This window comes from Mycolicibacterium stellerae, from assembly GCF_003719305.1.
Lineage (GTDB): Bacteria > Actinomycetota > Actinomycetes > Mycobacteriales > Mycobacteriaceae > Mycobacterium > Mycobacterium stellerae.
Genome location: NZ_RARC01000008.1, coordinates 107,264 through 121,275, shown reverse-complemented (window position 1 = coordinate 121,275; position 14,012 = coordinate 107,264). Strand labels below are relative to the sequence as shown.

The 14,012-nt window shown below is 66.8% G+C and carries 17 protein-coding genes; 8 read left to right on the top strand and 9 right to left on the bottom strand.

Annotated features, from left to right (window positions below; genetic code table 11):
* The first annotated feature begins 39 nt into the window (after positions 1–39).
* Positions 40–132: a 50S ribosomal protein bL37 gene (locus D6M19_RS35250; protein ID WP_003882799.1), complete on the top strand. Its 93-nt coding sequence runs from the start codon at positions 40–42 to the stop codon at positions 130–132.
* Here D6M19_RS35250 and rsrA read toward each other — a convergent pair.
* Together rsrA and D6M19_RS12895 are read right to left on the bottom strand one after the other, a co-directional pair.
* On the bottom strand, positions 129–422 hold the full coding sequence (rsrA, locus tag D6M19_RS12900; protein WP_123025621.1) for a mycothiol system anti-sigma-R factor: 294 nt from the start codon (positions 420–422) through the stop codon (positions 129–131). The genes D6M19_RS35250 and rsrA overlap by 4 nt on opposite strands.
* The gene (locus D6M19_RS12895) at positions 419–1,081 is read right to left on the bottom strand and encodes a sigma-70 family RNA polymerase sigma factor (RefSeq protein ID WP_206428519.1); all 663 of its coding nucleotides are present in this window, start codon (positions 1,079–1,081) and stop codon (positions 419–421) included. The genes rsrA and D6M19_RS12895 overlap by 4 nt, the downstream gene beginning before the upstream one ends.
* Positions 1,082–1,335: 254 nt before the next feature.
* Between D6M19_RS12895 and ybaK the strand changes: the two genes are divergently transcribed.
* Together ybaK and D6M19_RS12885 are read left to right on the top strand one after the other, a co-directional pair.
* Positions 1,336–1,830 (top strand): Cys-tRNA(Pro) deacylase, encoded by a 495-nt coding sequence (ybaK, locus tag D6M19_RS12890; RefSeq protein ID WP_123025619.1) that lies wholly within the window; start codon positions 1,336–1,338, stop codon positions 1,828–1,830.
* A gap of 9 nt (positions 1,831–1,839) precedes the next feature.
* Positions 1,840–2,685, top strand: coding sequence for an SDR family oxidoreductase (locus D6M19_RS12885; protein ID WP_123025618.1), 846 nt, complete (start codon positions 1,840–1,842; stop codon positions 2,683–2,685).
* An 84-nt stretch (positions 2,686–2,769) separates the two neighbouring features.
* On the opposite strand, the gene D6M19_RS12880 is transcribed toward D6M19_RS12885, so the two are convergent.
* The gene (locus D6M19_RS12880) at positions 2,770–4,311 is read right to left on the bottom strand and encodes an aldehyde dehydrogenase family protein (protein WP_123025617.1); all 1,542 of its coding nucleotides are present in this window, start codon (positions 4,309–4,311) and stop codon (positions 2,770–2,772) included.
* Between the two features lie 45 nt (positions 4,312–4,356).
* Positions 4,357–5,085 (bottom strand): YqjF family protein, encoded by a 729-nt coding sequence (locus D6M19_RS12875; RefSeq protein ID WP_407665331.1) that lies wholly within the window; start codon positions 5,083–5,085, stop codon positions 4,357–4,359.
* Between the two features lie 26 nt (positions 5,086–5,111).
* On the opposite strand from D6M19_RS12875, the gene D6M19_RS12870 reads away from it, so the two are divergent.
* Complete coding sequence (locus tag D6M19_RS12870) at positions 5,112–5,894, top strand: class I SAM-dependent methyltransferase (protein ID WP_123025615.1); 783 nt, start codon at positions 5,112–5,114, stop codon at positions 5,892–5,894.
* Positions 5,895–5,897: 3 nt separating this feature from the next.
* Here D6M19_RS12870 and D6M19_RS12865 read toward each other — a convergent pair whose 3' ends face one another.
* Entirely contained in the window at positions 5,898–6,656 is a 759-nt protein-coding gene (locus D6M19_RS12865) for an SOS response-associated peptidase (protein ID WP_206428515.1), read from the bottom strand.
* Positions 6,657–6,718: 62 nt separating this feature from the next.
* Here D6M19_RS12865 and aroA point away from each other — a divergent pair, with 62 nt between their 5' ends.
* Together aroA and rsgA are read left to right on the top strand one after the other, a co-directional pair.
* Positions 6,719–8,020: a 3-phosphoshikimate 1-carboxyvinyltransferase gene (gene aroA, locus D6M19_RS12860; protein WP_123025707.1), complete on the top strand. Its 1,302-nt coding sequence runs from the start codon at positions 6,719–6,721 to the stop codon at positions 8,018–8,020.
* Between the two features lie 3 nt (positions 8,021–8,023).
* The gene (gene rsgA, locus D6M19_RS12855) at positions 8,024–9,001 is read left to right on the top strand and encodes a ribosome small subunit-dependent GTPase A (RefSeq protein ID WP_123025613.1); all 978 of its coding nucleotides are present in this window, start codon (positions 8,024–8,026) and stop codon (positions 8,999–9,001) included.
* A gap of 82 nt (positions 9,002–9,083) precedes the next feature.
* Here the strand turns inward: rsgA and D6M19_RS12850 are convergent, their stop codons facing one another.
* Positions 9,084–9,317: a hypothetical protein gene (locus D6M19_RS12850; RefSeq protein WP_123025612.1), complete on the bottom strand. Its 234-nt coding sequence runs from the start codon at positions 9,315–9,317 to the stop codon at positions 9,084–9,086.
* A gap of 214 nt (positions 9,318–9,531) precedes the next feature.
* Between D6M19_RS12850 and D6M19_RS12845 the strand changes: the two genes are divergently transcribed.
* Positions 9,532–10,380 carry an aldo/keto reductase gene (locus D6M19_RS12845; RefSeq protein ID WP_123025611.1) on the top strand — a complete coding sequence of 283 codons (849 nt, stop codon included), beginning with the start codon at positions 9,532–9,534 and terminating at the stop codon, positions 10,378–10,380.
* A 125-nt stretch (positions 10,381–10,505) separates the two neighbouring features.
* Entirely contained in the window at positions 10,506–10,760 is a 255-nt protein-coding gene (locus D6M19_RS12840; protein WP_123025610.1) for a hypothetical protein, read from the top strand.
* A 30-nt stretch (positions 10,761–10,790) separates the two neighbouring features.
* On the opposite strand, the gene D6M19_RS12835 is transcribed toward D6M19_RS12840, so the two are convergent.
* The 3 genes from D6M19_RS12835 to D6M19_RS12825 all read right to left on the bottom strand — a co-directional run bounded on the left by D6M19_RS12835 (position 10,791) and on the right by D6M19_RS12825 (position 13,971).
* A complete protein-coding gene (locus tag D6M19_RS12835; RefSeq protein WP_234834834.1) occupies positions 10,791–11,441 on the bottom strand; it encodes a TetR/AcrR family transcriptional regulator in 651 nt (216 codons plus the stop codon).
* A 28-nt stretch (positions 11,442–11,469) separates the two neighbouring features.
* On the bottom strand, positions 11,470–12,753 hold the full coding sequence (locus D6M19_RS12830) for a fatty acid desaturase family protein (RefSeq protein ID WP_123025608.1): 1,284 nt from the start codon (positions 12,751–12,753) through the stop codon (positions 11,470–11,472).
* Positions 12,754–12,828: 75 nt separating this feature from the next.
* Positions 12,829–13,971: a ferredoxin reductase gene (locus tag D6M19_RS12825; RefSeq protein ID WP_123025607.1), complete on the bottom strand. Its 1,143-nt coding sequence runs from the start codon at positions 13,969–13,971 to the stop codon at positions 12,829–12,831.
* Positions 13,972–14,012 lie beyond the last annotated feature (41 nt).

The window sequence follows — 14,012 nt, the reverse complement described above, 5'->3', positions numbered from 1 at the left end:
CGGGCGTACACAAACCCCTGATCACACGGAGGTAGAACCATGGCCAAGCGTGGCCGCAAGAAGCGTGACCGTAAGCATTCGAAGGCCAATCACGGCAAGCGGCCCAACGCCGGCTCGAAGTCGGTGCGCTAGCCGCGGGTGATCGTGGTGCGGCTGATCTGGATCCGCAGCCGCTGGCGGAGCCCCTCGGGTGCCTTCTCACCGCTGCATTTGGCGGCGATCAGCCGTTTGACGCGCTCCTCGACCCCGTAGTGCCGTAGGCACGCCGGGCACTCCTCGAGGTGGTGCTTGAGCTTGTCACGGCTTTCTGCGGTGCATTCACCGTCCAGCAGCGTCCATACCTCGGCGATCACCGCCGCACACTCGGGGTGCTCGGGATCTACCGGGCCTACTGGAGGGGACCAGCGTTCGTCGTCGGTCATGACGACACCTCCTCGGGGGTGTCGAGCTGTCCCCGAATGAAACCACGATCCTTGGCCACATCGGCCAGTAACCCGCGGAGTTGGCGCCTGCCCCGGTGCAACCGGGACATCACAGTGCCGATGGGCGTGTCCATGATTTCGGCGATCTCCTTGTACGGAAAGCCTTCGACGTCGGCGTAGTACACCGCCATCCGGAACTCCTCCGGCAGCGCCTGCAGAGCTTCCTTGATCTCGCTGTCCGGCAGCAACTCCAGCGCCTCGACCTCGGCCGACCGCAACCCTGTCGAGGTGTGTTCGGCGTTGGCCGCCAACTGCCAGTCGGTGATCTCCTCGGTCGGATACTCCGCGGGCTGGCGCTGCTTCTTGCGGTAGCTGTTGATGTAGGTGTTGGTCAGGATGCGGTACAGCCAGGCCTTGAGGTTTGTCCCCTCACGGAATGAGCGGAAGCCGGCGTAGGCCTTAACCATGGTTTCCTGCAGCAGGTCCTCGGCATCGGCCGGGTTGCGCGTCATCCGCAGCGCACCGCCGTAGAGCTGGTCGAGCAGCGGAATCGCGTCGCGCTCGAACCGCGCGGTCAGCTCTGCGTCGCTCTCTTCGGCTTGCGCGGGCGCCGACGTTTCCGGCGCCGAGTCGGGTCCCGAGGCGTCGATGTCGGTCATCTTGGGGAACACCGTCCCTTCCGTCGAGGCGCCGCCAATCACGTCGAGCAAATGCACCTGACGCACTGGGCCGTCTATGGCCAATGTTGGCACCGAAGTAACCACCCTTCTTGATCCTAGAGGTTGAGGTCGACATCTTTTCTTCGCTGGCCCGGCGCAAGGCCGTTACCACCTCGGTCAACAGCGCCGATGGCCACAGTTGTTCCCCGGGTCACCGGCCTCCGCGGGGTCGGTACCGGTTCTAGGCTGGGTGCGTGGCGCGTGCGGCGACCCCGGCGATCAAGGCCCTTCTGGCCGCGGAAATCCCCCATGAGGTGCTGCGATACCACCACGACCCGCAGAACGAGTCGTTCGGCGAAGAGGCCGTCGCCGAGCTCGCCGGGGTCGATGGGGTGGATCCGGAGCAGGTTTTCAAGACGCTGGTCGTCGCGCTGCCAAAAGCGGGGCTGGCCGTCGCGGTGCTGCCGGTGCCGTTCCAGCTGTCCCTCAAGGCCGCCGCTGCGGCACTGGGCGTTGCCAAGGCCACCATGGCCGACCGGGCTGCGGCCGAACGGTCGTCGGGCTACGTGATCGGCGGGATCTCCCCGTTCGGCCAGCGCAAGCAGCTGCCGACGGTCGTCGACAGCTCGGCGCTGCGGTGGGACCGCGTGTTGTGCAGCGCGGGCAAGCGCGGCTGGGACGTCGCGCTGCACCCGCAGGACCTCATTGCGCTCACCGGTGCGGTGATTGCCGATATCCGCACGTCCTAAGGTGTCCCCATGACGCTTGCCGGCAAAACCATGTTCATCTCGGGCGCCAGCCGTGGCATCGGGCTCGCGATCGCCAAGAAGGCCGCCGCCGACGGCGCCAACATCGCGTTGATCGCCAAGACCGCCGAACCGCACCCCAAGCTGGAGGGCACCGTCTACACCGCGGCCAAGGAGATCGAGGAGGCGGGCGGGCAGGCGCTGCCGATCGTCGGCGACATCCGCGACGGCGACTCGGTGGCCGCAGCGGTGGCCAAGGCGGTCGAACAGTTCGGCGGCATCGACATCTGCGTGAACAACGCGTCGGCGATCAATCTCGGTTCGACCACCGAGGTTTCGCTCAAGCGGTTCGATCTGATGAACGGCATCCAGGTGCGTGGCACCTATGCGGTGTGCCAGGCATGCATCCCGCACATGATCGGCAGGGACAACCCGCACATCCTGACGTTGTCGCCGCCGATCCGGCTGGAGCCCGAGTGGCTCAAGCCCACCGCATACATGATGGCGAAGTACGGAATGTCGTTGTGCGCCTTGGCGTTGGCCGAGGAGCTGCGCGGCGATGGAATTGCGTCGAACACGCTGTGGCCACGCACTCTGGTGGCGACCGCGGCGGTGCAGAACCTGCTCGGCGGCGACGAGGCGATGGGTCGCGCCCGCAAGCCCGCGGTGTACGCCGATGCGGCATATGCGGTCCTCAACAAGCCGTCGCGCGAGTACACCGGCAACGCGCTGCTGTGCGAAGACGTGCTTCTGGAGTCGGGCGTCACCGACCTGTCGGTGTATGACTGTGTGCCCGGCTCGGACCTCGGCGTCGACCTGTGGGTCGATACGCCCAATCCTCCTGGCTACAGGCCTTAGCCCTCAACCGAATTCGAGCTGACCGTCGACTGCGCGGATTTGTACGCCGCCGCGGCGTGTCGCGTACGAAACCGCACAACCGGCCTATGCGCCCTTCGGCTTGAGGCCGAATCGTCGCCGCCCGCGTGCCGCGGCGGCCCGCACGACGGCCATCGTCGCCCGGTATGGGCGGCGCTTGTATGGAAACCACAGCAGCTCCCGGGCCTGCGTCGCAATGCGCGGCGCGGTAATCGCCTGGGTCCGGCAATATTTCAGCAATCCATACGCTCCGCCGTTACGCGCTCCGATCCCGGAGCGCTTCCATCCCCCCATCGGAAGCGCGAAGCTGAACCCGTTGGCCAAGGCGTCGTTCACGTTGACCGCACCCGCTTCGAGCCGACGGGCCACCCGCTCCCCACGTGCGACGTCTTTCGTCCACACCGTCGCCGAAAGCCCGTAATCCGAGTCGTTGGCCAGTCGGACCGCCTCGTCCTCGTCGGCCACCTTGACCACAGGCAACGTCGGGCCGAACGTCTCCTCCGTCATGCACGTCATCGATTGGTCGACGTCGACCAGCACGGTGGGCTGGTAGTAGGTGCCCGCGGCGCCCGGCTTGCCGCCGGTGGTCACCCGTGCACCCGCGGCGACCGCTTCGTCGACGTGGCGCGCGACCTTGTCCCGCTGCACGGCGGTGGCAATCGCGCCGACATCGAAGCGGAAGCGATGGTCGTCGTCACCCTGGCGCAGCCGACTCACCTTGTCGGTGAGCTTGGCGACGAACTCGTCATAGACGGGTGCCTCGACGTAGACCCGTTCGACGGAGACGCAGGCCTGGCCGGAATTGAGCATGCCCGCCCATGCGATGCCGTTGGCCGCGCGCTCGAGGTCGGCGTCGGCGAGCACGATCGCCGGGTCTTTTCCGCCGAGTTCGAGGCTGAAGGGGATCAGTCGTTCGGCACAGGAGACCGCGACCTTGCGGCCGGTCGCCGTCGAACCGGTGAACTGCACGTAGTCCGAGTTGGCGATCACCGCGGCGCCTGTCTCTGCGTAACCGTTGACCACACCAAGGACCGGCGGTGCACCGATTTCGGCCCAGCCGCGGGCGAATTCGGCGGCACACAGCGGTGTCACCTCCGACGGCTTCACCAGGAGCGCCGCACCGGCGGCCAGGGCCGGTATCCCGTCGATCACCGCGTTCATGAACGGGAAGTTCCACGGAATGATCAGGCCCACAACCGGATAGGGACGATGGACCGTGGTCAACCGCTTGACCTTCATCAGCGGACTGTGCGGCTTCGGATGGCTCTCGGCCAGGAAGTCGGCGGCGTTGCGCGCCCAGTACTGCACGATGTCGGCCGACATCGTCGGCTCCAGAAGTGCCTCGGCCATCGCCTTGCCGGACTCCGTCTGCACCAGGTCGCTGATGCGCTCGGCATTGTCGAGGATCCAGTCCTGGAATTTCAGCAGCCATTCCTTGCGTCCGCCTGCGCCCATCGCCTCCCATTCGGGCTGGAACAGTCGTAGTTCGCGGGCCTTGGCGGCAACGGCCTGCTGGCCGTCCACTGGAACTGAGCCGATGACGGAGCCATCGGCGGGTTTGCGCACTTCGATCGTGGTGAGCTGCGGTTTGGAATGCAGATCGGTCATGTGCAACAGCGTCCCCCACCAGCGGAACGCGGTGTGCGTAATCGGCTACTTGACCTTCGCCGGCCGGCCGAAGCGCGCCTGCACGCCGGGCGAGAACAGCGCCCGCAGACGGTCGCCTGCGACCTCTATCCCCGCGGCGGCCATCAGATCGTCGTCGACCCCGATGACCTCGGCCGATCGCAACGGCCACGGCCCGTGCTCGTTGGGCACCCACCACGTCCGGCCTGCCTTGCGGGTGTGCGCACCCCACCTCGCGGTCAGCCAGATCTCCAGCGGGGTCGGTTCCACCACTTCACCGATTCGGACCATCAGTTCGCTGCGCAACCCTCGTCGCGGCCATCGGCGTTGGCTGTCATAACGGATGTGGTCACCGGACCGGTCGATGCGCATCCGCGACCAGGTGTACGGCACACCGAGGGTGGCGCGCATGACGGGCACCACCGCAAGGCGCGCAGTCTCCAGTGATCGGAACACGACGCCGTGGCGGCCCGCGTCGTCGATCGAGTACAGCCGGACGTTGGTCTCGTGAAAGGTGCCGAAGTACGGCACAGGCAGCGCGGTGCCCACCGCCGTCGCGCGCATCGTGAACGGAATCAGCCCCGCATACGTCTGGCCGTCGAACAGGTCGGGGCGGGTTCCCGGCGGCAACAGGTCAGCGACGTCCTCAGGTCGCACCGGCCAGTGCACGAACGTCAGGTCCGCCCAGAACTGTTGGAAGAACACGGGCCGAGCAAGCGGCGGCGCGGTGACGGGATAGCCGGTCAACGACGTCACCACCCCATCGTGACACGCTTGGCGTCATGTCCTCCCCCACCTCATGGTCATCCGGCCGCTACGACGCGATCGGCGATCGCATCGCGGCGATCGGGGCCGACGTGGTGTCCGCGGTAGCGCGCCGGCTGCCGCTGCGTGGCGCCGCGGTGGTCGACCTGGCCTGCGGCACCGGCAACGTCGCGCTCGTCGCGAGCGCAGCAGGCGCGCGGGTGACGGGCGTCGACATCACCGGTGAGCTGATCGCGCTCGCCGCGCAGAAGGCCGAGGCGGCAGGCCTGACGGTCGACTGGCTGACCGGCGACGCCTCCGACACCGGGCTGGCAGGCGGATCGTTCGACGCGGTGATGTCGAATATGGGCATCATCTTCGTCGAACCCGCCAGCCAGGTCGCCGAGATCGCGCGGCTGCTCAGGCCGGGCGGCGTGGTGGGCTTCTCCTCGTGGGTGCCCGATCGTGACATCCCGTTCTACAAGCCGGTCGTCGCGGTGCTCGGGACACCGCCCGCCTCGGCATACTCCCCCGATCAGTGGGGTATGGCCGACGTGATCACCGACCGGCTCGCCGCGGACTTCGACGACATCGTGATCGAAACAGCCACGCACACATGGCATTTGGGATCGGTCGACGACGCAATGTATCTGTTGGAGCATGAGTCGCCGATTCACGTCTCGCTGCTGGGGAACCTCGACGAAGTCAAGCGCGGCGAGCTGCTGGCCGCCTTCGAGGACGCGATGCGCGCGAGCGTCGGCGCGGACGGCCGTGTGGCGTTCGATGGGCCGTATGTGGTGGTGACGGCGCAGCGCCGGTGACGCCTACAGCAACGTCGCTTGCTCGGCCTCCGGCTCCGCCGGCTCGATCAACTCGGGGCCGTTGTTGCGGACACTGTTCACCAGCCGCGACACCTCGCGGATCTCGATCCGGTCGAGGTCGCCGTGCCCGCGAAGCAGGCCCTCGTCGACGGGTGCGTCCGGGTCGAGCCAACGGTCCCAGTCGCTGCTGCTGATCGTCAGCGGCATCCGGTCGTGGATCTCGGCCAGCGGGCCTGCCGCGTCGGTGGTGATGATCGTGGCGCTCAACAGCGGCGCAGAGTCCTTGCTCGCCCCCTTGGGCCGCCACGTCGACCACAGGCCGGCCATGAAGAGCGGCTCGCCGTCGGCGCCGTACATGTAAAACGGCGTCTTTTTGCCCTTCTCGCCGCGCCACTCGTACCAGCCATCCATCGGGACCAGGCAGCGCTTGCTCTTCGCCGAGTTTCGGAACGCGGGCGATTTGGTGATCGTCTCCGCGCGAGCGTTGATCAGCAGCGGGCCCTTGGTATCGGGAACACCCTCCGAGGCCTCCTTGGCCCACGGCGGTACAAGGCCCCACCGCATCAGCCGGATCCGCCGCGTCGACTCGTCGTCGGGCTCGCTGTGCCGCTTGACGACGGTGCTGATCGTGGTGGTCGGCGCGACGTTGTAGTTCGGCCCGCCCGCGTCCTTGCCTTTGGTGGCCGCAGTGGCCTCATCGATGGCCTGGATCTTCTCGGCCAGCAGCGCCGGATCGGTGGTTACCGCGAATCGCCCACACATATAGCCCATGGTGGCAGAACGCAGCGACAAGGCAGGATGGAGTGGTGACGGACCGCGCACCTGTGGGGCAACAAAGCAACTGGCGGGCACCGACGACGACGGGCCCGGTGCACGCCACGGTGACGGTGCCGGGCAGCAAGTCGCAGACCAATCGGGCGCTCGTGCTCGCGGCGCTGGCCACCGCACAAGGAGCCTCCACGATCAGCGGTGCGCTGCGCAGCCGGGACACCGATCTGATGATCGGTGCGCTGCGCACCCTCGGCGTCACTGTCTACGGCGACGGCGACGAGCTGTCGGTCAGCGGCCGCATCAACCCATCGGTCGGCGCCACGGTCGACTGCGGCCTGGCGGGCACCGTGCTGCGATTCGTTCCGCCCGTCGCGGCGCTGTCCACCAGGACCGTGGTGTTCGACGGCGACGCGCAGGCCCGCGCCCGCCCCATCGCGCCGCTGCTGGATGCGCTGCGCGGGCTCGGTGTGCACCTCGACGGTGACGGCTTGCCGTTCTCGGTGCGCGGCTCCGGAGCGGTGGACGGTGGCCTGGTCGAGATCGACGCCTCGGGGTCGTCGCAGTTCGTCTCCGGGCTGCTGTTGTCCGGTGCATCGTTCACCGACGGGCTGACGATCGTGCACACCGGCGAGTCGGTGCCGTCGGCCCCGCATGTGGCGATGACCGTGGCGATGCTGCGCGATGCGGGCGTCGACGTCGATGACACGCAGGCCAACCGCTGGCGGGTCTCCCCCGGCCCGATCTCCGCGCGGCACTGGGTGATCGAGCCCGACCTGTCCAACGCGGTGCCGTTCCTGGCCGCGGCGGTCGCCAGTGGGGGGATCGTGCGCATCGCGGGCTGGCCGGCGGCCAGCACGCAGCCGGCCGACGCCATACTCGGCATCCTCGAGAAGTTGGGTGCCATTGTGCGGCACAGCAATTCGTATCTCGAGGTGCAGGGTATCGGTGTCTACGGCGGTTTCGATGTCGACCTGCACGATGTCGGCGAGCTGGCGCCTGCGGTGGCGGCGCTGGCCGCGCTGGCCTCGCCCGGGTCGGTATCCCAGCTCACCGGCATCGCCCATCTGCGCGGTCACGAAACCGACCGGCTAGCCGCGCTGAGCGCCGAAATCAACGGTCTCGGCGGTCATTGCGAGGAGATCCCCGACGGCCTCGTCATCACCTCCCGGTTGATGCGCGGCGGCGTGTGGCGGTCCTACGCCGACCACCGGATGGCGACCGCGGGCGCGATCGTCGGGCTGCGGACGCCTGGCGTAGAGGTCGAGGACATCGGTACCACCGCGAAGACGCTGCCGGACTTCCCGCGGATGTGGGCCGGGATGCTGGCCGGCCAGGCGTCCATGCCAGGGGCATGAGGTGTGAGCAGGGAATACGACGAGTCCGACGTCCGGATCCGACCGGGTCGGGGTTCCCGGCCGCGCACCAAGATCCGCCCCGACCACGCCGACGCCAAGGACGGCATGGTGGTGACGGTCGACCGCGGGCGATGGGGCTGCGCGCTTGGCCGCGACCCCGACCGCATCGTGACGGCCATGCGGGCACGCGAACTGGGCCGAACGTCGATCGTGGTGGGCGACGACGTGGGCCTTGTCGGCGACCTCTCCGGACGCGCGGACACCCTGGCGCGCATCGTGCGGCGCGGTGACCGCCGAACGGTGTTGCGGCGCACGGCCGACGACACCGACCCGACCGAGCGCGTGGTCGTCGCCAACGCCGACCAGCTGCTGATCGTCGTCGCGCTCGCCGACCCGCCGCCGCGCACAGGCCTCGTCGAACGCACGCTCATCGCGGCATATGCGGGTGGGCTGACGCCGATCTTGTGCCTGACCAAGACCGACCTCGCACCGCCTGAGCCCTTCGCCGCGCAGTTCGCCGGACTGGACCTTTCAATCGCGATCGCGGGCCGCGACGATCCGCTCGATGCCGTTGCGCCACTGCTGGTGGACAAGGTGACGGTGCTGCTCGGCCACTCCGGCGTCGGGAAGTCCACGCTGGTGAATCGGCTTGTGCCGGAGGCGGATCGGGCCACCGGCGATGTGTCCGGCGTCGGGAAGGGGCGGCACACGTCGTCGCAGTCGGTGGCGTTACCGCTGCAAGGTTGCGGCTGGGTCATCGATACGCCGGGCATCCGGTCGTTCGGGCTGGCCCACATCGAGCCCGACGACGTGATGCTGGCCTTCTCTGATCTGGCCGAGGCGATCGAGGACTGTCCCCGCGGCTGCGGCCACCTCGGCCCGCCCGCCGACCCGGAATGTGCACTGGACACGCTGACGGGGCCCGCGGCCGACCGGGTCGCGGCGGCGCGCCGCCTGTTGGCCGCGATGCGCGAAGGCTGACTACCCCCGAGACACCACGCGGGCCTGCTGGACACAAGAAGCCCCCTCCGATACCGGAGAGGGCTTCTTGCGCGATGGGCTATCAGCTGCCGTTGAGGGCGTGGATGTGCCACGCGCCGTGGTGGTTGTGCCAGCCCGGCTTCTGCGTCGGGGCGGGCTTCGCCTTGACGCTCGGGGCGTAGGAGTAGCCGGGGCCGGTCGCGCCGTTGGTGGTCGCGGCGCTGGCCATGCCTGCCAGGCCTACAGCGGCGCCGCCGAGCAGGCTTCCTCCGACGGTCAGCAGGACGAGGTAGCGGGCGAAGACGTTCTTGATCATTTCGAGTTCTCCTGTGTAAGTTAGCTTTTCGGTTGTCTGCCGGTGTGTTCCGGCGATGACTCAAGAATGCCGGAGAGCAAAGGCGCTGTATGTCCGGCGATCGGGCCGAGCATCGGATGAACCGGGTGTCCCCCGATCGGTGGACATAAATCGCGAGACGGGGGTGTTTGACCCGATCGAGTACCGGGCAGGCTGACCTTGAGGAGGATCAATTGTGAGCGAAGTACCGACCATCGAACTCAACGACGGTGCCAAAATCCCGCAGCTGGGGTTCGGCGTCTATCAGATCGAGCCGGGCGAGACCGCCGAGGCCACCAGGAAAGCGCTGGAGCTCGGCTATCGGCACATCGACACCGCCGAGATGTACCAGAACGAGGCGGGCGTCGGGCAGGGCATCCGCGACGCAGGCATCGACCGTGCCGAGGTGTACGTCACCAGCAAGCTGAACAACGGCTTCCACAAGCCAGACGACGCCCGGCGCGCATTCGACTCAACGCTGGCCGAGCTCGGCTTCGACTACGTCGACCTGTTCCTGATCCACTGGCCGTTGCCGACGCTGTACGACGGCGATTTCGTCTCGACGTGGCAGACGCTGGAGGAGTTCAAGAGGGACGGCCGGGCCCGCAGCATCGGGGTATCGAATTTCCAGGTCCCCCACCTCGAGCGGTTGGCAAAGGAGACCGAAACCGTGCCCACGGTGAACCAGATCGAGGTGCACCCCTACTTCACCAACGACGAGGTGCGCGCCTATGGACAGCAGCACGGGATCGCCACCGAGGCGTGGTCGCCGATCGCGCAGGGCGCGGTGCTCGGCGACCAGGTTGTGCAAGGTATCGCCGACGCGACGGGCAAGTCGCCCGCCCAGGTGGTGTTGCGCTGGCACATCCAACGTGGTGACATCGTGTTTCCGAAGTCGGTGACACCGGCGCGCATCAAGGAGAACTTGGATATCTTCGATTTCGAGCTGAGCTCCGACGACGCCGACGCCCTCACCGAACTGAACAAGGGCGAGAAGGGACGAACCGGCCCCAACCCGGACAGTTTCGACTACATTCCCAGCTGACACACAGGTCCCATTGGACTATCTGGTCTCATTTGGGCGGATACTCCCATTGACGAGCCCGGGAACTGGACGATATAGTTCAGTTCGTATTTCTATGTCGTTCCACGCTACGAACAGGACCCCACATGAAGACAGGCTGGTCGACCCGTCGAGTCGCCGCCTCACTCGGTATCGCTGCCATCATCTCGATGGGAGCGCTGACCGCGTGCGGTAGCGAGGAGAAAGAGGCTCCATCCGAAACATCAACCACCACAACGACAACCACGACGCCGGCAAGCCCGACGGAGAAGGCGCCGCGGCTCGATCCCACCGGACCGAACCCGTTCTCGCCCGAAATCAAGGCGCCGCCCGCGCCGACCGCCCCTCCGGGCGACAACTAGCTAAGACAGCAGTCAGACCGAGCGGGCCAGTCAGCGACTGGCCCGCTCGCTGCTGTCTGGGGCAAACGACATGATGTGGGAGATCGCAGCATTGAGCGATATCTGCATCAGACGCGGGTCGTGCGCGGTCTGGGACAGCAGGTAACCGCCCTCGACGGCGGCCAGAAGCCCGGTCGCCAGCGCGGGAGCGTCGATGTCTGTGCTCAGCACCCCATTGTCGCGCATCCGCTCCAGTGCGCCCGCCAGAATCGCCCGCCATTCGGCGAAATGCTCGGCCAGCGAGGCCCTAGCCTTGTCGTCGGTATCCGACAGTTCGGCGGCCAGCGACCCCAGCTCACAGCCCCACAGGCCACGGCGCAACACACAGCGCTGCACCATCGCGTCACGCCATTGATGAAGCCCGCGTAGCGAATCCACCTTCTCCAGCCGCAACCGCTGCCAGGACAGAATCTCGTCGGCGCGCAGCGTGATGACTTCGTAAACCAGCTCGGACTTGTCGTCGAAGTGCTGATAGAACTGCGACTTGCTGGTCGCGCTCGCGGCAAGCACCTCGTCGATGGTCGTCGTCGCGACGCCCTGGGCATGCATGATCTCAGCGGCGGCGAGCACGATCCGGTTACGGGTCGCGACACCGCGGGAGGTCAGCCGTGACCTCGCCCCGCGATTATCTGGCGGCGACACCGCCTAACTGTAACCCGCTGGTCCAGTCTCAGGCTGCCAGGTCGTCGGAGCCAGCCGCTTGCTTGGCCGCGCGCCTATCGCGTCGCCACTGCCGCACCGTCGCGATCGCGGTGTTCAGACCGCGACGTCGGCCGGTGGCCGGATCGATGGCCGCGAAGCCGGGCTCCAGGTCGGTGAACATCCGCTCGCTGCGCGTCTCGGGTGCGTCGTCGGCGGTGTCGCGCAGGTAGCGGTCCGGCAGTGACAGCTTGGCGATCGTCCGCCATGTCTTGCCGTACTGCACCAAGAACGATCCCGTCGTGTACGGCAGGTCGTACTTGTCGCACACGTCCTTGACCCGCAGCGAAATCTCGTGGAGCCGGTTGCTCGGCAGATCCGGATAGAGGTGGTGTTCGATCTGGTAACACAGGTTGCCGCTCATGAACCGCAGCGCCGGGCCGTTCTCGAAGTTGGCACTGCCGAGCATCTGGCGCAGATACCACTGACCCTTGCTCTCGCCGACCATGTCGGTTTTGGTGAATTTCTCTGCGCCGTCAGGGAAATGACCGCAGAAGATCACTGCGTTGGACCAGACGTTGCGGATGACGTTGGCCACCGCATTGGCCTTCAGCGTCGACATGAAGCTCGCCCTTGGGGACAGCGACGTCAGCGCCGGGTAGGCGATGTAGTCCTTGGCCACCTGATGACCGGCCTTCACGCCGAATTCCTTCACCCGTTTCATGGTGGCGGCGCGGTCGTCGCGACCCTTGGAGATCTTGCCGAGCTCCAGGTGTTGCAGGCCGACACCCCACTCGAACCCGATCGCGAGGATGGTGTTGTAGAGGATGTTGCCGAGATTGAACGGTTTCCACCGCTGATCCCTTGTGACGCGAAGCGTGCCGTAGCCGACGTCGTCGTCCATGCCAAGGATGTTGGTGTACTTGTGATGCATGAAGTTGTGGGTGAAGCGCCAGTGCTTGGACGCCCCGCCCATATCCCACTCCCATGTAGAGGAGTGGATCTCGGGATCGTTCATCCAATCCCACTGGCCGTGCATGACGTTGTGGCCGATCTCCATGTTCTCGATGATCTTGGAGACGCCCAGAGTGACGGTCCCGGCCCACCAGGCCGAGCGCTTCGATCCGGCGGCCAGCATGAGGCGGCCTGCCACCTCGAGCGCCCGCTGCGCGGCGATGGTGCGGCGGATGTAGCGCGAGTCGCGCTCACCCCGAGAGTCCTCAATGTCCTGGCGGATGGTGTCCAGCTCGAAAGCCAGATTGTCGATGTCGGCTTCGGTCAAGTGCGCGAATGCCGGAACGTCGGTGATAGCCATCGTTGGGCCCCCTTCCCTTTTGTAGTACCTACTCTAACGTAACCTACGGTCGCGTAGGTTACCAGCCAGTAAAGTCTATGCGTCCAGCACGCAATCGCCAGATGCTGCGGAAATGCACGTCTGTACCCGGCTTCCCGGTTCGTGTTCCACGCCTGTGCGCAGGTCACGCACGTGTCCATCAAGCAGCCCGACGACACAGGACTGACAGATCCCCATTCGGCAGCCGAACGGCATCCGGACACCCGCGCCCTCGCCCGCGTCCATCAGTGGCGTCGCGGCGTCCACGGTGACCGATTTCCCGCTGCGGGCGAACTCGACCGTGCCGCCCTGGCCGTGCACCGCCGTGCGGGCGGCCGCGAAGCGCTCCTGATGCAGCTGCTCCTTCAGACCGGCCGACGACCAGAGATCCTCGGCGGCGGTCAGCATTCCCTCCGGCCCGCAGGTCCAGGTCTGGCGGTCGCGCCAGTCAGGCACCTCGTCATCGAGCCGGGAGAAGTCGAGCCGGCCCGCCTCGCGCGTCGCGCGCACGCGAAGCCGGTATCCGGGGTGGTTGCGCGCAAGCTCGGCCAGCTCGGCGGCGAACATCAGGTCGGATTCCGTTGGCGCGGAATGCAAGTGCACGATGTCGGTGATCTGGTCTCGCCGCGACAGCGTGCGCAGCATCGACATCACCGGGGTGATACCTGACCCGGCGGTGATGAAAAGTACGGCGGCCGGCGCCGGATCGGGCAACGTGAAGTTGCCCTGCGGCGCGGCCAGTCGCACGATCGTGCCTGGCGCCACCCCGCCGACGAGGTGCGTCGACAGGAACCCCTCGGGCATGGCCTTGACCGTGATGGTGATGGTTCGGCTTGGGCCCGATGTCACCGGGCTCGAGGTCAGCGAGTAGGACCGCCACCGCCAGCGGCCGTCCACCAACAGTCCGATGCCGACGTACTGACCGGGTTGGTAATCGAACGAGAAACCCCACCCCGGCTTGATGACCAGCGTCGCGGAGTCGACGGTCTCCGGACGCACCTCCACCACACGTCCCCGCAGCTCACGGGCCGACCACAGCGGGTTGGCGAGCTTCAGGTAGTCGTCTGGCAACAGCGGTGTGGTGATCCGCTCAGCGATGGTGCGCAGGGCGTGCCAGCCCGGGTGTTTCTTCGCGCCGGCGATCTTCGGTCGCACGGTGTCGGCGACATTGGCCGACACCTTTATGGAGTTCTTGGCCACGCAACCTACGGTACCGTAACTTACGCTTCCGTATCCACTCG